At 66.0% G+C, this 16,272-nt stretch carries 18 protein-coding genes; 5 read left to right on the top strand and 13 right to left on the bottom strand.

Annotated features, from left to right (window positions below):
* Positions 1-24: 24 nt before the first annotated feature.
* Positions 25-399, top strand: a complete 375-nt coding sequence (locus tag C4K27_RS21605; protein ID WP_053262122.1) for a DUF6124 family protein — start codon at positions 25-27, stop codon at positions 397-399.
* Positions 400-537: 138 nt separating this feature from the next.
* Here the strand turns inward: C4K27_RS21605 and dsbG are convergent, their stop codons facing one another.
* Genes dsbG through dsbD form a run of 3 tightly spaced genes read right to left on the bottom strand, consistent with a single transcriptional unit; the run spans position 538 to position 3,886 of the window.
* The gene (gene dsbG, locus C4K27_RS21600) at positions 538-1,305 is read right to left on the bottom strand and encodes a thiol:disulfide interchange protein DsbG (RefSeq protein ID WP_053262121.1); all 768 of its coding nucleotides are present in this window, start codon (positions 1,303-1,305) and stop codon (positions 538-540) included.
* On the bottom strand, positions 1,281-2,153 hold the full coding sequence (locus C4K27_RS21595; protein ID WP_007922874.1) for a TlpA disulfide reductase family protein: 873 nt from the start codon (positions 2,151-2,153) through the stop codon (positions 1,281-1,283). The genes dsbG and C4K27_RS21595 overlap by 25 nt, the downstream gene beginning before the upstream one ends.
* Entirely contained in the window at positions 2,153-3,886 is a 1,734-nt protein-coding gene (gene dsbD / locus C4K27_RS21590; RefSeq protein ID WP_053262120.1) for a protein-disulfide reductase DsbD, read from the bottom strand. Before dsbD ends, C4K27_RS21595 begins: the two co-directional genes overlap by 1 nt.
* A gap of 152 nt (positions 3,887-4,038) precedes the next feature.
* Between dsbD and C4K27_RS21585 the strand changes: the two genes are divergently transcribed.
* From C4K27_RS21585 to C4K27_RS21570, 4 genes are all read left to right on the top strand, one after another.
* A complete protein-coding gene (locus tag C4K27_RS21585) occupies positions 4,039-4,716 on the top strand; it encodes a response regulator (protein ID WP_007922871.1) in 678 nt (225 codons plus the stop codon).
* Positions 4,717-6,042, top strand: a complete 1,326-nt coding sequence (locus tag C4K27_RS21580) for an ATP-binding protein (RefSeq protein ID WP_173613354.1) — start codon at positions 4,717-4,719, stop codon at positions 6,040-6,042.
* 247 nt (positions 6,043-6,289) lie between these two features.
* On the top strand, positions 6,290-7,702 hold the full coding sequence (locus tag C4K27_RS21575) for an aspartate aminotransferase family protein (RefSeq protein WP_053262118.1): 1,413 nt from the start codon (positions 6,290-6,292) through the stop codon (positions 7,700-7,702).
* A gap of 81 nt (positions 7,703-7,783) precedes the next feature.
* Complete coding sequence (locus tag C4K27_RS21570; protein ID WP_007923760.1) at positions 7,784-8,008, top strand: MbtH family protein; 225 nt, start codon at positions 7,784-7,786, stop codon at positions 8,006-8,008.
* A 176-nt stretch (positions 8,009-8,184) separates the two neighbouring features.
* Here the strand turns inward: C4K27_RS21570 and C4K27_RS21565 are convergent, their stop codons facing one another.
* The 10 genes from C4K27_RS21565 to C4K27_RS21520 form a co-directional block, all read right to left on the bottom strand.
* The gene (locus tag C4K27_RS21565; protein WP_053262117.1) at positions 8,185-9,012 is read right to left on the bottom strand and encodes a class I SAM-dependent methyltransferase; all 828 of its coding nucleotides are present in this window, start codon (positions 9,010-9,012) and stop codon (positions 8,185-8,187) included.
* Positions 9,013-9,122: 110 nt separating this feature from the next.
* Complete coding sequence (locus C4K27_RS21560; protein ID WP_053262116.1) at positions 9,123-10,109, bottom strand: metal ABC transporter solute-binding protein, Zn/Mn family; 987 nt, start codon at positions 10,107-10,109, stop codon at positions 9,123-9,125.
* Positions 10,110-11,009 (bottom strand): metal ABC transporter permease, encoded by a 900-nt coding sequence (locus tag C4K27_RS21555; protein ID WP_053262115.1) that lies wholly within the window; start codon positions 11,007-11,009, stop codon positions 10,110-10,112.
* Positions 11,009-11,764, bottom strand: a complete 756-nt coding sequence (locus C4K27_RS21550; RefSeq protein WP_053262114.1) for a metal ABC transporter ATP-binding protein — start codon at positions 11,762-11,764, stop codon at positions 11,009-11,011. The genes C4K27_RS21555 and C4K27_RS21550 overlap by 1 nt, the downstream gene beginning before the upstream one ends.
* A complete protein-coding gene (locus C4K27_RS21545; protein WP_007930423.1) occupies positions 11,761-12,690 on the bottom strand; it encodes a metal ABC transporter substrate-binding protein in 930 nt (309 codons plus the stop codon). Before C4K27_RS21545 ends, C4K27_RS21550 begins: the two co-directional genes overlap by 4 nt.
* A 34-nt stretch (positions 12,691-12,724) precedes the next feature.
* A complete protein-coding gene (locus C4K27_RS21540; protein WP_053262113.1) occupies positions 12,725-13,297 on the bottom strand; it encodes a DUF6162 family protein in 573 nt (190 codons plus the stop codon).
* Positions 13,294-13,638 (bottom strand): hypothetical protein, encoded by a 345-nt coding sequence (locus tag C4K27_RS21535; RefSeq protein ID WP_053262112.1) that lies wholly within the window; start codon positions 13,636-13,638, stop codon positions 13,294-13,296. The genes C4K27_RS21540 and C4K27_RS21535 overlap by 4 nt, the downstream gene beginning before the upstream one ends.
* The gene (locus tag C4K27_RS21530) at positions 13,635-14,156 is read right to left on the bottom strand and encodes a PA2404 family protein (RefSeq protein WP_053262111.1); all 522 of its coding nucleotides are present in this window, start codon (positions 14,154-14,156) and stop codon (positions 13,635-13,637) included. Before C4K27_RS21530 ends, C4K27_RS21535 begins: the two co-directional genes overlap by 4 nt.
* 17 nt (positions 14,157-14,173) lie before the next feature.
* Entirely contained in the window at positions 14,174-15,385 is a 1,212-nt protein-coding gene (locus C4K27_RS21525) for a PepSY-associated TM helix domain-containing protein (protein ID WP_053262110.1), read from the bottom strand.
* Positions 15,386-15,653: 268 nt separating this feature from the next.
* On the bottom strand, positions 15,654-16,115 hold the full coding sequence (locus tag C4K27_RS21520; protein WP_053262109.1) for a VOC family protein: 462 nt from the start codon (positions 16,113-16,115) through the stop codon (positions 15,654-15,656).
* Positions 16,116-16,272 lie beyond the last annotated feature (157 nt).

Genomic DNA, 16,272 nt, shown 5'->3' with positions numbered 1-16,272 from the left:
CTTTTCTCTGCAAGGAACTCAACCATGAAAAAGCTAGTCCCCGATCCACCCAGCGATTCCCCCAGCACCTACCGTTTTCCCGAACTGAAACGGGCCAATCAGACCCTGCGCCAGTCCTTGGCCGAGCAGCCTGTCGAGGCTGTGCCGTTTGCATCTCTGCCTGCCACTTCGTCGGTACGCGTCACCCCGGATTCCTTGTTCCACGTGCGCGAAGGCATCAGCGCCGAAGAAGCCCTGGTGCATGTCTCGCTCTTGCTCAAATGCGCTGAAGAAGTCAGCGATGAAATCACCGAACGCGGCAGTGGCCTGGAGCGTGGGCTGATCTGGTCGATGGTCCATTCCGTGGAAATGGCCAGGGCGGTGGTGGATGCGTTGCTGGATGGGCGGCAGGGCCGTTGATTTTCGGTGTTTTTGAGGGCTCTATCGCGGGCAAGCCTCGCTCCTACAGAAAAACGCGACCGGTCAGAAGAGCGCGGCCTCTGTAGGAGCGAAGCTTGCTCGCGATGGCGGCGTAACGAGCGCCGCCGGATTCAAGGTTTACTTGGGCCCGAAAATCTTGCCCAGCTTGTCCGGCGCGGGCGCGCCTTGTTGCTGTTGCAACTCGCCCTTGTCGTCCATGTAGAAGATCGCCGGGGTGGCGGACAGCTCCAGTTCGTCCATCAGCGCCATGTTGGCGTCGAGCTTGGCCTGGACTTCGGCGGGGATTTTGGCCAGGGGCTTGAGGCTGCTGCCCTTGCCGGCTTTCTCGTGGTCCTGCAGGGCTTTCTGCGGGTCTTTGGCGGCCAGCAGGGCGGCGGATTTGCCCGGGCTGTCTTCGCGGATGATGCCGACCATAATGTGCCGCAGCTGGACCTTGCCGGCGTTTACCCAGGGCCGCGCCTGTTCCCAGAACATGTTGCAGTAAGGGCAGTTGGGGTCGCTGAACAGGTAGATCACGCGCGGCGCGTCGGCCTTGCCATCGGCGATCCAGTGGCTCTTTTCCATCTTGGCCCAGACGGCCTTGGCCATTGGCGCGTACACCAGTTTCTGCAGCGGTTCGGCGCTCAGGTCCTTGCCGTCGGCGTCGTACAGATTGCCCAGCAGCACATGCTTGCCGTCCGGCGTCAGGTACAGGGCCATGCCGCGGTTCTGGTACTGCGCGGCATAGCCCTTGAGGCCGTCCGGGGCATCGAAGCTGCCGACGATCTTGGCGCCTTTGGCTTCGATGTTCTTGATTGCTAGTGGCAGTTCTTCGGCGTGCAGCAGCGGGGCCTGGAGCAGGGCGGCGCCCAGGGACAGGCTCAGCAGGTGGCGGATGAAAGGCATGGCAATTTCCTTGAAGGGGCGGCCTGCGTGGCCGTGGTCGAATGCGCTGAGTCGAAATGTTCCAGGGCGCGGGCCAGGCTGGCTTCGGACAGCTCGCCCAGGTGGCTGCCGAGCAGGCGCCCGTCGGCGCTGTAGAACAGCGTAGTCGGTAGCGCCATGGAGCCCACGGCCTTGCCCAGGCGGCCGCTGCCGTCGAACAGCACGTTGTTCAGGTTCAACTCCTGGGTGGCCAGGAAGGTGCTGACGCTCTGCATGCTTTCGGCCTGGTTGACGAACAGGAAGGTCAGGTCCGGGCGCTGCTGCTGGGCTCTTTCCAGTACCGGCATTTCCCGACGGCAGGGCGGGCACCAGGTGGCCCAGAGATTAATCACCAGCGGTTTGCCCTGGTAACTGGTCAGTTGCACGGTGGCGCCGTCGGGGTTGCGCAGGGCGATTTCCGGCAGCCGCGTGCCTTGTTCGAAAAGGCTCAGGGACAGGGTGGCGAGCAGCCAGAACGCCAGGCCGCTGCCGACCCCGGCGCCCAGCGGCTGGCGCAGGGCCGGGCGGCGCCAGCCCCAGGCGAGGGCGGCCAGCAGCAGGACGATGGCCCCCGGCCAGGCGAGGAAACCGCCGTCGCGCAGGTCGATGATCTGCCAGAGGTCGTGGCGATAATGCTTCCAGTAGGCGACCACGAAGCCGATGCGCGCCGCCAGCATGCCCAGCAGGAACAGGCCGAACAGCACCGATTCCGGGTTCTCGCCACCGCGCTTGGCGACTCGCCAGCCGACAAGGGTGGCCAGCGCCAGAGCACTGATCAGCAGCAGGTGGTTGAGCGCGATGGCAAAGGTGCCGATGGTAAAGGTCAGCATCAACGGGCTTCTCGGGTAGCGGTCCAGCGTTGCAGGAAGGCAGCCGCGTCTACCTCACCGGTAATCCGCTGGCTGCGGCGTTCTTCGCCGTCCGGGCCGATCCACAGCAGGCTCGGCGGCCCCGGCACTTTATACCGGTTGAGCAGTTCGCGGCTGGCGGCGTTGTCGGCCGTCACGTCCAGGCGCAGCAGGCGCACGTCTTTCAGGGCCTCGAGGACCTGGGGTTGGCCGAACACCTGTTTTTCCATGATCTTGCAGGACACGCACCAGTCAGCGTAGTAGTCCAGCAGCACCCACTGGCCCTGGGTCCTGGCCGTGTCGAGGGCGCCTTGCAGGGCGGCCGGGTCGTTGACGGTGCTGAAGGCGTCGTGGGCGCTGACGGTCGCCACGCCATTGCCGCCGCTGTAGACCTTCAGCGGTCGCCACAGGTCGTCGCTGCCACCGGCGGCGCCCACTAGCAGCAGGCTGCCCCACAGGCCGAACACCACTGAACCTGCGCCGAACAAATGACCGGCGCGCCCGGCCGCGCGCATCTGCTGCCAGGCGGTGTAGGCCAGGATCAGCGCCAGCGCGCCCCACAAGCCTATCCACAGCGACTCGTCGAGCACCGGGCGCAGCAGCACGATGGCGGTGCCGAGAAAGAGGAAGCCGAACACGCCCTTGAGCAGGTTCATCCACGGGCCGGGCTTGGGCAGGAAGCGGTTGCCCACCGTCACCAGCAACAACAGCGGCAGGCCGATGCCCAGGCCCATGACGAACAGGATCAGCCCGCCGTGCAGGGCATTGCCGCTCTGGGCGATGTACAGCAGGGCGCCGGCCAGCGGCGCGGTCATGCACGGGCCGACCAGCAGGCCGGACAGGGCGCCGAGCACCCCGGCGCCGACCAGGCTGCCGCCGCTGCGCGAGCGGCTGGCGTTTTCCAGGCGATCGCGCAGGGCCGCCGGCAATTGCATCTCGAAGAAACCGAACATCGGCAGCGCGAGGATCACGAACACTGCGGCAAAGCTGCCCAGCAGCCAGGGCTGTTGCAGCAGGGCTTGCAGGTTGGCGCCGAGCAGCGCGGCCAGCACGCCCATCGCGGCATAGACCAACGCCATGCACACCACATAGCTGCCGGCCAGGGCGAAGCCGCGCCGCGGGCTGGCGCCGCTGCCCACCACCAGGCCGGCGAGGATCGGCAGCATCGGCAGCGAGCAGGGGGCGAAGGCCAACAGCAGGCCGAGGCCGAAGAACACCAGCAGGCTCCAGCCCAGGGCCCGCTGTTGCAGGCCGCTGGCCAGGGACTGGTCGCTGGCCTCGGGGGGATTGCCGGCGATGGCCGGGTTGCCGCCCAGGTCGACTTCCAGAGATTGCGGCGGGTAGCACAGGCCAGCGTCGGCACAGCCTTGCCAGCCGACCTTGACCTTGCCGGTGGCGCCGGCGGGGATTTTCAGTTCCAGGCCCTGGCGATACACCTGCTGCGCGCCGAAGAATTCGTCGCTGTGGGCCTCGCCCTCGGGCAGCGCCGGTGTGTGCGCCTCCGCCAGGCCGTCGAATTTCAGCCGTTGCTGATACAGGTAATAGCCGTCGGCGATCTGCCAGAACAGCTGGGTTTCCCCCGACGCCAGGCGTTCGGAGGTGAAGACGAAGGCTTTGCCGACCGGGAGAAAGTCGGGTTTGACCTCGAACGGGTTGTTACCCGCCTGGGCCAGGCCCGACAGCAGCATGAACAACAGGATGAACAGACGACGCATGGAAAAGCCTTAAACCGGTGCAAGTGACCGCACAATGGCCGATGGCGATTAACCGATGATTAACCCTGCACGCCTTGTGGCACTAGCGGTGCAGGCATAATGTCGGCTTAATCGGCGCTCGATTTAATGCCCACTTTTCTACAGGTTCCACCATGCACGTACTTGTCTGTGAAGATGATGAGCTGATCGCCAGCGGGATCGTGGCCGGCCTCACGGCCCAGGGCCTGACGGTCGAGCACGTGGCCACCGCCTCGGCGGCGCGGGCCATGCTCGGCGTGGCGGAATTCGACGTGATGGTGCTCGACCTCGGCCTGCCCGACGAGGACGGCCTGAAACTGCTCAAGCAACTGCGCCACAACGGCCTGGAAATCCCCGTACTGATCCTCACCGCGCGGGACTCGGTCACCGACCGGGTCGACGGCCTGCAGGCCGGCGCCGACGATTACCTGCTCAAGCCCTTCGACCTGCGGGAACTGGCGGCGCGCCTGCATACCCTGTTGCGCCGGGTGGCGGGGCGCAGCGTCAACCTGATCGAGCACGGCCGCCTGACCTACGACCCAAGCACCCGCGAAACCCAGCTCGGCGGCCAGCCGGTGGACCTGTCGCGGCGCGAGCAGGCGCTGCTCCAGGCGCTGCTGCACAACCGTGGCCGGGTGCTGTCCAGCGAGCAGCTCAAGGACAGCGTCTACGGTTTCAACGACGAACTGGAAAGCAACGCCCTCAACGTGCACATCCACCACCTGCGGCGCAAACTCGGCAACGGCATCGTCGAGACTGTGCGCGGCCTGGGCTATCGCCTGGGGCCGGCGGATGGCGGGGAGGAGTCGTAAGTGATGAGCCTGCGTTTGCGCCTGAGCCTGACCATCGGCGCGGCCTTCGTGCTGATCTGGGCGCTGGCCGCGGCCTGGATGTTCAGCGACCTGCGCAACCAGATGATGTTTTCCCTCGACCAGCGCCTGGTGGCGTCGGCGCGCATGGTCGCCGGCCTGCTGGAACAATTGCCGGCGTTGCCGAGCAAGGGCGAGGGCACCCATTTCAGCGCCGAACAGCTGAACATTCCCGGGGGCATGGCCTGCCAGGTCAGCTCCCTGCGCGGCGAGATCCTCGCCCGCAGCCATAACCATCCCGACGAAAAGCTCGAAGCCGAGCGCATGGGCTTTCACGACCAGATGATCGACGGTGTGCGCTGGCGCAGTTTCACCCTGGCCCGGGGCGACCTGCGTATCACCACCGCCGATCGCCAGGTCGAGCGTGAAGCGCTGAACATGTCGGTGCTGCTGGCCGCCTCGGTGCCGGTCGGCGTGGCCTTGCTCGGTTGCCTGTGGTTGTTGTGGCTGGGGATCGGCCAGGGCCTGGCGCCGCTGAACCGCATGCGCGATGCCCTGATGCGCCGCAGCGCCGACTCCCTGGAGCCGTTGCAGATCCAGCCGCTGCCCAGCGAGCTGCGGCCATTGCTGGAAACCCAGAACCAGTTGTTCCAGCGCATCGGCAAGACCCTCGAACGCGAGCGCCGCCTGACCGGTGACGCCGCCCACGAATTGCGCAGCCCGCTGACGGCGATCAAGACTCACCTGCAAGTGGCGCGGATGACCGACGGCGCGGCCCGCGATCAATCCCTGGCGCGCGCCGAAGAAGGCGCCGACCGTCTGCACCGGACCCTGGAGCAACTGCTGTTGCTGGCGCGGGTCGAAGGCAGTCTGTCGTTCGAGGACGGCGTGCAGTGCAGTGCCGAACAGGTGGCGAAGACCGCGATCCAGGACGCCGCCAGCGGTGCCCGGCAGCGGGTCAGGCTGCACATCGACGAGCGGGTGTCGTCGGCGCCGCTGGAAATGCCCTCGGTGCTGGCCATCGCCGCGCTGCGCAACCTGCTGGACAATGCCCTGCGCCACACCCCGAGCGATGCGCCGGTGGAGCTGAACCTGGAAACCATCGGCAATCGCGTGCGTTTCCAGGTGCGCGACCACGGTGACGGCATTCCCGAGGACGACTTGCAGCACCTGACCCAGCGCTTCTGGCGCAACGGCCAGAGCACCGGTTGCGGCCTGGGCCTGGCCATCGTCCAGGCGATCGTCCAGCGTTGCGGTTGCGTGCTGCACTTCGACAGCCGGCCCGATGGCTTGCGGGTCGAGCTGACCATGCCGCTGCAAGCGGCCTGAGGGCCTCATCGCGGGCAAGCCTCGCTCCTACAGAAGTGATATCTGTAGGAGCGAGGCTTGCCCGCGATGGCATTCTCATGTTCGCCACAACCTTTATGGTTGATACGCAATAAACCTCTCCCGGGTGTAAATCCTCTCGTCGCTGATGCGTTTCCAGAACAGGAAAACCTGCGAGTGCGCGCTGAACCGGCTGCGTACCTGTGTGGTGTGCGGTTTCGCTCAACTCATCAGCGTGAGGATTCGAGAGATGTCAGTTGCTACCAGCCTTGTCGACGATCAGCCCGCGCGGACCAGTCCCGCGCCTGCCGAGACGCTTTACCAGTTCACCGAATCGCCGTTGCTGGCCCGGCAGAACCAGCAGGAGTCCAATGCCCGCAGTTACCCGCGGCGGATCCCGCTGGCGCTCAAGCGGGCGAGCGGGATTCATGTCGAGGACGTCGAAGGCCGGCGTTTCATCGACTGCCTGGCCGGTGCCGGGACCCTGGCCCTGGGCCACAACCACCCGGTGGTGATCGAGGCCATCCGGCAGGTGCTGGCCGATGAGCTGCCGCTGCTGACCCTGGACCTGACCACCCCGGTCAAGGACCAGTTCGTCCAGGATCTGTTCGGCCTGTTGCCGCCCGCCCTGGCCGCTGAAGCGAAAATCCAGTTCTGCGGCCCCACCGGCACCGACGCCGTGGAAGCGGCGCTGAAGCTGACCCGCACCGCCACCGGCCGCAGCACTGTGCTGTCGTTCCAGGGCGCCTACCACGGCATGACCCAGGGCGCCTTGAGCCTGATGGGCAGCCTGGGGCCGAAGCGCCCGTTGGGTGCGCTGCTGACCACTGGCGTGCAGATCCTGCCGTTCCCTTACGACTACCGCTGCCCGTTCGGCCTGGGTGGCGAAGCGGGGGTCAAGGCCAACCTGAGCTACCTGGAAAACCTGCTGAGCGATCCGGAAGCCGGCGTGCAGCTGCCGGCGGCGATCATCGTCGAAGCGGTGCAGGGCGAGGGTGGGGTGATTCCCGCCGACCTCGACTGGTTGCGCGGCGTGCGTCGGATCACTGAAAAGGCCGGGGTGGCCTTGATCGTCGACGAGATCCAGAGCGGCTTCGGTCGTACCGGCAAGATGTTCGCCTTCGAGCACGCCGGGATCATTCCGGATGTGGTGGTGCTGTCCAAGGCCATCGGCGGCAGCCTGCCGATGGCGGTGGTGGTCTACCGCGACTGGCTCGACACCTGGCTGCCGGGCGCCCATGCCGGTACCTTCCGTGGCAATCAGATGGCCATGGCCACCGGTTCCGCGGTGATGCGCTACCTCAAGGAACACCAGGTGGCCGAGCATGCCGCCGCCATGGGCGAGCGTTTGCGCGAGCACCTGCGGATCCTGCAGCGCGACTATCCGCAGATGGGCGACATTCGCGGGCGCGGCCTGATGCTGGGGATCGAGCTGGTGGACCCGGCCGGCGAGAAAGACGCCCTGGGCCATCCGCCGCAGTTCAGTCGCCTGGCGCCGCTGGTGCAGCGTGAATGCCTCAAGCGCGGGTTGATCCTGGAAATGGGCGGGCGCCATGGCAGCGTGGTGCGGTTCCTGCCGCCGCTGGTGATCACCGCGGCGCAAATCGACCAGGTGGCGGATATTTTCAGCCGGGCTTTGGCGGCGGCGGTCGCCAGCCTCTAATTTTTCGCGGCCCTGGAACGTTCCTTATTCACAACCGCTGTGCGTTCAGCGCAGCGAGCCTTACAGCGATGGAGACACGTAATGACTTCAGTATTCGACCGCGAGGACATCCTCTTCCAGGTAGTGGTCAACCATGAGGAGCAGTATTCGATCTGGCCGGACTACAAGGCTGTGCCACAGGGCTGGCGCACCGTGGGCAAGAGCGGCTTCAAGAAAGAGTGCCTGGCCTACATCGAAGAGGTGTGGACCGACATGCGTCCGCTGAGCCTGCGGCAGAAGATGGACGCCCAGGCGGCGGCCAACTGATTACCCCGTACTGACGTTGACCCGTAGCCGCTGCCGCAGGCTGCGATAAGCCCGATAGGGCTTCGGCGCTCTTAAGATCGCTGACGACCGTTCCGGTCGATCGCAGCCTGCGGCAGCGGCTACAGGGTGCAAAAGCCCGTTGAACCCCGCAGGTCCAGCGGGCTTTTTTGTGGGCGTCAGCCCAGGCGTTTGACGGCCTGCAAGGTGTAGCTCAATGGCAGGCGCCAAGGGGCGTGTTGCAGGTGCCATTCGCCTTGCCCGTCATAGCGCATCTGCCCGGGCAGGGCTTCCCAGGGGATGCTCTGGTGTTCCACCAGGCCGCTGATGTCCAGGCCGTGCTTGAGCAGCGCGCTGACGATTTCCCCCAGGCCGTGGTTCCACGCATGGGTCACCGTGGCCTTGAGCGGTCGGTCGGTACTGACGTAGGTGCTGTCGTCGTCCCACACCAGCGGTTCGCTGCGCTCGAAGTAGGGCAGTTCGACCACCAGCGCATCCTCGCGGCTTTCGTCCAGGGCCCAGAGCATCGGGTGGCCTTCGCGGATAAACAGCCGGCCGCCGGGCTTGAGCAATTCGCTGACATTACGCGCCCAGGTGTCGACGCTGGGCAGCCAGCACAGAGCGCCGATACCGGTGTAGACCAGATCGAACGCGCCTTTGGGCAGCACCTCGCAGGCCTTGTAGACGTCGGACTCGACGAACTCGATGGCGCTCCCGGTGCGCGCCGCCAGGCTGCGGGCTTCGGCCAGGGACGCGGGGGAGAAGTCCAGCCCGGTCATCCGCGCGCCGAGGCGGGCCAGCGACAGGGTGTCAGTGCCGATATGGCACTGCAGATGCACACCGCGCAGGCCGCTGATGTCGCCCAGCAGCGGCAGGTCGAAACGCACCACCTCGGACAGGTGCCGCGGGTCGTCGACAAACATCTGCGCCTGGTAGTCCGGCGAGGCCGCGTGCAGCGGTGCGCGCTCGTCCCAGTTGGCCTGGTTGAGCTTGAGGTAGTCACTCATGGCGGGGCTTCCTGTCCGTTCGATGGGAGCAGCAGGCTAGCACCGCCGAGGCGGGTGATTCTTGGGGGAATTTGTAAGCCGCGCCATTTCCCCTGTAGGAGCGTGGCGGGTCAGGTTTTCGGGGCGAGGGCACTGGTGATCTGGCCGATGCTGTTCTCCAGCTCCGCCAGCGGGTCGGCGCTGTCGGTTTGCAGCACCAGCAACTGGCTGCCGGCGGCGCTGATGACGGCCTTGATCGCGTCGGACGGCTGGCGGTGATGCAGGACGATGGCCACGTCGTTGTGCTTGAGCCGGGTTTGCAGTTGCTGCAGGGCTTCGGGCGTCCACTCGTTGTCGGCGCGGGCGTCGACCTCCAGCAGCTCCAGGTTGAGCCCGCTGGCCAGATAACCGAAGTGATCGCTGAGGCTGAGCACACTGAGGTTGTCGGCATTGGCCAGTTGCCCCTCGCTATCGGCGCTGAGCTTGAGCAGGCGCTGCTTGAGGCTGGCCAGGTTGGCGTCGATCTTTGGCTTGGCGGCCGGGGCCAGGCGCACCAGATCGGCGGCCAGCACATCGGCCATGCGCCCCAGGTTATTGCTCGACAGCCACGGCTGGCTGTTCAGGCCGTCGCTCTTGCCGGGCTGCAGGGCGACCCCGGGCAGGGCGCCATCCACCGGGCGCGCGGCATCGACTTCGACGATGCGGATGTTGCTGCGCCGCGCATTGGGGTACAGCGGGTCGTCCGGCCAGATCGAGCGCAGGCCGATCACCGCGTCGGCGTCGAGGGCCAGCTTATGCAGCGCCGGGGCGCCGCGACCGGTGAAGTAGGCAGTCTGGCGCGAGCCCGGCAGGTTGTCGGGGGCGGCGCGTTCGAGTCGCACATCGGTGCCTTGTAGCAGCCACTGGCCGAGGCCGAAGGTGATCGGTAGCGAGGCCAGCACGGTGAGTGGCTTGGGTGAGCTGGCGCTGTGCAGCGCCGTGGTGCCCAGGCTCTGGTTGGCGGTGACGCGCATCGGTTCGAAACGGTCCGGCTGGGCCAGGGCCGGCGCGCTGCCCAGCCCAGCGAGGGCCAGGGCCAAAGTCAGAGGGCGTGTCAGGTGACGTAATGAACTGTGCATTTATCCGATATTCCCTTTGAGGCTGGGGACAATGCCGCGGGCAACGGCGGCCAGGGCGAAGGCGACACCGGCCACCAGGATGATCGCGGCGCCGGAGGGGACGGGCAGGTCGAAGAGGATCGGCAGCAGGATGCCGCACAGGGTGCTGACTGTGGCGATCAGCACCGAGATCCAGAAAAAGCCCTTGAGCGACTGGCTCAGCAGGCGCGCGGCCGCCGCCGGGATCACCAGCAGGGCGCCGACCAGGATCGCGCCTATGACTTTCACCGCGGCCACGGTGATCAGGGTCACCAGGATCACGAACAGGTAGTCCAGGGTTTTCACCGCGACACCGCGCACCGCCGCCAGTTGCGGGTTGAAGCTGGCCAGCATGATGCGGTTGTACAGCGGCAGGCTCAGGCCCATCACCAGGGCGCCGACGATCAGCAGCACCAGCAGGTCGTTGCCGTTGACCGTGAGCACCGAACCGAACAGCACGTTTTCCAGGATGTGCACGTTGATCTTGCCGGCGAGGATCAGCAGCAGGCTGGCGCCCAGGGCCAGGGACACCGACAGGAACACCCCGATCAGGGTGTCCGGCGCCAGGCCGGTGCGGTTGCGCAGGTAGTTGAGCAGGATGCCGAACAGCAGGCAGTAGCCGAACAGGCTGCCGTAAGGGCCTGTGTAGGGCTCGCCGAGCAGGATGCCGATGGCCACGCCGGTCAGCGCCGCGTGGCCCACCGCTTCGGAGAAGAACGCGAAGCGCTTGACCACTACCAAAGTGCCCAACCCGCCCAGCACCGGGCCGATCAGCAAGCCGGCGAGCAGGGCGTTGACCACAAACCCATAGGCCAGGGCTTCTGGCAGGTAACCGGAGGAGGCCCAGCCCTGGACCATCAGACGAAAGGCTTCGTAACTCATCAGGCAACACTCCCGCTGACGATATCCGCGCTGCGCGGGTGGGTGGAAAACAGCGTCAGCAGGCGTTCCGGGGTCAGCGCCTGCTGCGGGTGGGCGTCGAACAGCACGCGGCGATGCAGGCCGGTGACCCGGTCCGCCAGGCGGCCGACCGCTTCCAGGTCGTGCTCGATCCACAGCAGGGTGATCCCGGCCTGGCGCCAGTCGCCGAGCAGGCGCTCGAAGACCTGGATGCCGGCTTCGTCGAGGGCCGACATCGGTTCGTCCAGCACCAGCAGTTGCGGCGCCGGGATCAGCCCCTGGGCCAGCAGCACCCGCTGGCGTTCACCACCGGACAGGGCGCCCATGCGCCGCTTGCGTTTGTCCTGCATGCCGACCCGTTCCAGGGCTTCGCCTATGGCCGTGGCGTAATGCCGGCTGAGGCCGAGGAAAGCCGGGCGGCGCTGGCACATGGCGGCCATGAAGTCGTCGACGGTCATCGGCAGGCCGCGGTCGAATTCCAGGGCTTGCGGCACATAGCCGATCACCCCCGGCTCGCCCGGCCATTGCAGGCGCAACTGGCCCTGGTGGGGCATCTGCCCGAGCAGGGTCTTGATCAGCGAGCTCTTGCCGCCGCCGTTGGGGCCGACCAGCGCATGCACGGTGCCGGGCTGCACCTTGAAGCTGACGTTGTCGAGGATGGTGGTGCGACCCAGGGTCAGGCTGACCTGGTCGAATTCGATGGACGGGCCGCGGGCCAGGCTGTGCAGGGCGGTCATGCGCCGGCCTCCTGGATCGCCCGGACCACGGTGTCGAGGTTGCCGGCCATTTCCTTCTCGTATTTTTCGGCGCTGTAGTCGCCGTAGGAAATGTGCGACAGCGGGTACAGCTTGACCCCGGACTCGCGCTGGATGGTGTCGACGTAGGTGGACGGGAAGTCCATCTCGGAGAAGATCACCTTGACGTCCAGTTCACGCAGCTGGTCGATGGTCTTTTTCAACTGGCTCGGGCTGGGCTCGATGCCATGGGCCGGCTCGACCACGGCGGTGACTTCCAGGCCGAACTCGCGCAGCAGGTAGTCGTAGGCGGCGTGCACCGTGGCCACCCGCAGGTCGGCGTTGGGCGCCTTGGTCAGCTTGGCCAGGGCGTCGGCGCGCATCTGCCGCAGGCGTTTGCCGTAGGCGCGGGCGTTCTGGGTGTAGGTCTTGGCGTTGGCCGGGTCCATCTTGCCCAGCTCGCGGGCGATGTTGTTGACCTGGGCGATGGAGGCGCTGATGGACAGGAAGGTGTGCGGGTTGACCACTTTGCCGGCGCCGCGCGCGGCGATGCCGGTGGCGGCCAGCAGCGGCACGTTCTGATTGGCCTCGATCACCGGAATGTCCGGGCGTTCGCTGGCCTCGATCATGCGGTCGGCGAAGTCGTCGTGGCCGACGCCATTGAGCACGATCACGTCCAGAGTGCCGATGCGCTTGATGTCTTCGGCGCGCGGTTCATAGGCGTGGGGGTTGAAGCCGGCGGGAATCAGCGGCACGACCTCGGCCTTGTCGCCGACGATGTTGGCCACGTAGCTGTAGTAGGGGTGCAGGGTGATGCCGATACGCAGGCGCTTGGCCTGGTCGGCCGTGGCGAGAGGGCTGAGCAACAGGGCGAACAGGCTGACCAGCAGCACCCGCAGGAGCGGGCGGCGTTGAGATGAAATAGGCATGGGCTAGCGGTCTTCTCTCGGTGAATGCGTGGGTTCAGTGGCGATGCTGGCGGGTCACTCCGGCATCGAATTGCGCGACCACCGGCTGCCAGCCGGCACTGGCCAGGGCGGCGTCGCTGAGGTCGTCGGGGGCGGCGAGGGACGGGCCGCGGTTGAGCCAGATGTCCGGGGCGGCGGCCGGGTCGGCGGCGATGCGCATCAGGAAGGAGCCGGCCACTTGATTGTTCTGGCTGAGGCCGACATAGGCCTGTTGCCGCAGTTGCCAGGCATGCCCGCCACGGCTCACCGAACTGGCGTCCTGGGCAAAGGGCGCGAAACCTTCCTCGGCCAGTTGTTCGGGCGCTGGCAGGGCCTGGGCTTCTTCGCGCAGCAGGCGGATTTCGTCGAGGGTCACCCGCAGGTCGGCGTACAGGCCCTGTTCACCTGCGGTGAGGTCGCGGCGGGCGTCCAGTTGATGGCTGTCGATGCTGGCTACTTCGCTGGTTTCGCCGCGCCAGAGCACCACGGTGCCGGCCACGCTGAGGATCAACAGGCACAGCAGCAGGACGTAGAGGGTTTCATGGCCGGCGCCGGCCGGGCGCACGACTTGGGGGGTGGAGGTGTTCATGGGGCCTCGATGTCGGCTTGGTCGATCTCGACCACGTGGCCGGGGCCGGCGTCGAACAGCACGTAGAACTCGGCGTCGGGTTTTTTGAAGGTCAGGGTGGAGTCGGCGCCCAGTTTGCCGGGCACCAGGATGGTTTCGTCGTAGCCGATCACGTCCAGGGTCACCCCCGGGGCGCCGCTGCCATCGGAGAAGCCGCCGGTGCAGCGGATCTGCTCGCCGTCGATCTGCTTGCACTCGCACATCGGGTTGTGGGCCAGGGCGCCGCCGCTGAACAGGGCGCTGGCCAGCAGGAGTGCGCCGGCACCGAGCGGGCGCAGGCGGGGGGTGGGTACAGCAATCATGGTTTGCCTCCTTGTTGGTTCAGCCAGGCGAGAGTGGCCGGGGATGCCTGGCCCAGGGGGATGGCTGCCTGGTGCATGCTGCCGTCCCAGCCTTCCATGGTTATCCACAGCTCGGCGTCGGCCTTGGTCTTTTCCGGAACGGGCAGGCTGGCCCCCATGCGGTACGGGGTGCCGAAGAAGATCACCCCGGCGGCGCGCAGGCTGCGGGGTTTGCCGATGCGCAGGTAGGTGGCCTTGACCTGGTCGATGCAGGCGTCGCACAGGGCGGCATTGAAGCCCTTCATATAGCCGGCTGGCCCCTGAAGTTGCGGCGCTTGGTTGCGCAGTTCGGCCAGGCGCAGGCTCCAGGGCCCGACCTGCACCTCGCCCACCTCGCGTTCGCCCAGGCCGCTGTCGCCACGGGCCAGCGCCGCGTCGGCGAAGTACTTGGGCATGAAGCCGAGGGGGATCAGCAACAGCAGGATGTTCAGGTGGAAACGCCATTTCAGCCAGAACTGGCGCAGGGGCGAAACCGGCATTGGGTTGTCTGTCTTGCTCACAGGTTGCCCTCCGGCGTGTCGCTGTGCAGGGCCGCAACCGGGCGCTGGGCGAGGGCGGGACGTGGTGTCTTGGTGCTGCGCTTGAGGGCCGCGGCGGTGGCCAGGGCGGTGCGTTTGGTCCAGATCAGCAGGCCGCTGAGCACCATCATGCTCAGCAGCAGGCCGAAGAAGCACCAGATCAGCTTGATCCAGATGCCGCCGAAATCACCGGTGTGCAGCGGACGCATGGATTCGGTGACGAACTCCAGGGCCGAGCGATGGGACAGCAGGTGCATGGTATCGACCGAGCCGCTGTAAGGATTGAGGTTGGCGGTCTGGTACATCAGCGGGTACCAGCCGCGGCCGCCAATGAACAGGTGGCTGTAGGCATTGCTCGGCAGCATGACGAAGCTGACCTCGAACCCCGGGATCTGCTGGGTAGCGATGCGGATGGCTTCATCGACGCCGATCATCGGCGCCGGGCTGCCGTCGGCGGAGGTCGGCACGCTTTCGCGGGCGATCACCGGAACTATGGGTTCGCTGGAAAGGGTGATCTGGTTGTCGCCAAGAATCGCCTGGATCAGGAACCAGGTGCCGGTGATGGAGATCACCGCGATGAACCAGATCGACCAGATACCGCTCAGGCGATGGAAGTCGCCCCAGAAAATCCGCGCGCCGTGGCGCAGGCGCAGGGTCGGCTTGAGGAAACCCTTCCAGAACTTCTTGTAGACCACCAGGCCGGTGACCAGCGAGGCCAGCATCGGCAGGCCGAGCAGCGATACCAGGTACCAGCCCCAGCTGTAGCCGTTGGTGAAAGGCACCAGCCACCAGCCGTGCAGGGCGCGGGTGAAGGCCTGGAAGTTGAATTGCGGACTGACGCCCTGGATGACGCCGGTGTAGGGGTTGACATAGACCTCGACGGAACGGCCATCGGGGTAGCTGACGCCCACGGTCAGGGCGAAATGCGCTTCGTCGGGGGTGCTGATGCTTTCGACCAGGGTCTGCGGTTCGGCCTGCTTGATGGCTTTGACGATCTGGTCGTAGCTCAGCGGTTGGGCGTCGCCTGTGGGTTTGCTGGCGCGGATGTCGGGGTTGGCCAGCCAGACGATTTCCTGGCTGACCACGGCCAGGGTGCCGGTGACGCAAACGATCAGCACAAAGAACCAGATGGGCAGGGCCAGCCAGCTGTGAACGAGAAACCAGATTTTCGAGCGGGACTTCTTCGACATTGAGCACGCGTCTTGATTCGAGGAGTGGAGCCGCGGGCGGCTGGTAAGCCCGGAGAGAAACCCGCGGCGTAACCTTCGCCAACGCGACCTGCTGCATCTAATTAAGACGAATGAGAATCGTAAATCCCGAAAGACGATATGAAAGTAAATGTTTCCGCGCGACCAATGGCAGGGGGACGGTCCGGGGGAGGCTATCGCGGGCAAGCCTCGCTCCTACAGAAGAAGCGCGCGAGGCTGGCCCACGATCAACGGTTTTCAGGCACAGCGCTTATCCCTGCTGTTTAAACATCTCCACGGCCCGTTGCTTGATCTGCTCTTCGCTCAGGTCTTCCTTGCGAGTGGCGAGAAACCACAGGTGGCCGAACGGGTCTTTGAGGGTGCCGCTGCGGTCGCCGTAGAACTGGTCCTTGACCTCGGACACCACCTGGCCACCAGCGGCGATGGCCTGGGCGAACTGTTTGTCGACATCGTTGACGTACAGGTGCAGGCCGACGGAGGGTGATTGGTCGGGATTGCTCAGTGGCCCTTGATCGCAGGGCGTTCCCAGCATGATCGGGCAGTCGCCGATGCGCAGCTCGGCATGGCCGACGCTGCCGTCGGGCATGTCCAGGCGCATGACCTGGATGGCGCCGAAGGCATTCTTGTAGAACTCGATAGCCTCGGCAGCCTGCGTAATCCCCAGGTAGGGCGTGATGCTGGGGTAACCCTCGGGGATGGGTTTGACGCTCATCTCGGTTCTCCTTTCTTGTCATGGGTTTGTCGAAGTGAACCTGGCCGGTTTTCCGGTCGGTTCACTATAGGCCCGGGCAGTCCACTGCCTGGCTTGAGCTGACGAGGTGTTCGCCTGGCAACAGTGATCCGGCGATCAGGAGAAGAGGTGCAGCCGC

Origin of the sequence: Pseudomonas chlororaphis subsp. chlororaphis, from assembly GCF_003945765.1 — a bacterium.
In the GTDB taxonomy this organism is placed as follows: Bacteria; Pseudomonadota; Gammaproteobacteria; order Pseudomonadales; family Pseudomonadaceae; genus Aquipseudomonas; species Aquipseudomonas chlororaphis.
The sequence above is the reverse complement of the archived record's forward strand: the minus strand, read 5'-3'. Positions and strand labels throughout refer to the sequence as shown.

Coding starts and splice junctions, on each gene's coding strand:
- C4K27_RS21605 (WP_053262122.1), top strand. CDS start 25: ATGAAAAAGCTAGTCCCCGATCCACCCAGCGATTCCCCCAGCACCTAC.
- dsbG (WP_053262121.1), bottom strand. CDS start 1,305: ATGCCTTTCATCCGCCACCTGCTGAGCCTGTCCCTGGGCGCCGCCCTG.
- C4K27_RS21595 (WP_007922874.1), bottom strand. CDS start 2,153: ATGCTGACCTTTACCATCGGCACCTTTGCCATCGCGCTCAACCACCTG.
- dsbD (WP_053262120.1), bottom strand. CDS start 3,886: ATGCGTCGTCTGTTCATCCTGTTGTTCATGCTGCTGTCGGGCCTGGCC.
- C4K27_RS21585 (WP_007922871.1), top strand. CDS start 4,039: ATGCACGTACTTGTCTGTGAAGATGATGAGCTGATCGCCAGCGGGATC.
- C4K27_RS21575 (WP_053262118.1), top strand. CDS start 6,290: ATGTCAGTTGCTACCAGCCTTGTCGACGATCAGCCCGCGCGGACCAGT.
- C4K27_RS21570 (WP_007923760.1), top strand. CDS start 7,784: ATGACTTCAGTATTCGACCGCGAGGACATCCTCTTCCAGGTAGTGGTC.
- C4K27_RS21565 (WP_053262117.1), bottom strand. CDS start 9,012: ATGAGTGACTACCTCAAGCTCAACCAGGCCAACTGGGACGAGCGCGCA.
- C4K27_RS21560 (WP_053262116.1), bottom strand. CDS start 10,109: ATGCACAGTTCATTACGTCACCTGACACGCCCTCTGACTTTGGCCCTG.
- C4K27_RS21555 (WP_053262115.1), bottom strand. CDS start 11,009: ATGAGTTACGAAGCCTTTCGTCTGATGGTCCAGGGCTGGGCCTCCTCC.
- C4K27_RS21550 (WP_053262114.1), bottom strand. CDS start 11,764: ATGACCGCCCTGCACAGCCTGGCCCGCGGCCCGTCCATCGAATTCGAC.
- C4K27_RS21545 (WP_007930423.1), bottom strand. CDS start 12,690: ATGCCTATTTCATCTCAACGCCGCCCGCTCCTGCGGGTGCTGCTGGTC.
- C4K27_RS21540 (WP_053262113.1), bottom strand. CDS start 13,297: ATGAACACCTCCACCCCCCAAGTCGTGCGCCCGGCCGGCGCCGGCCAT.
- C4K27_RS21535 (WP_053262112.1), bottom strand. CDS start 13,638: ATGATTGCTGTACCCACCCCCCGCCTGCGCCCGCTCGGTGCCGGCGCA.
- C4K27_RS21530 (WP_053262111.1), bottom strand. CDS start 14,156: ATGCCGGTTTCGCCCCTGCGCCAGTTCTGGCTGAAATGGCGTTTCCAC.
- C4K27_RS21525 (WP_053262110.1), bottom strand. CDS start 15,385: ATGTCGAAGAAGTCCCGCTCGAAAATCTGGTTTCTCGTTCACAGCTGG.
- C4K27_RS21520 (WP_053262109.1), bottom strand. CDS start 16,115: ATGAGCGTCAAACCCATCCCCGAGGGTTACCCCAGCATCACGCCCTAC.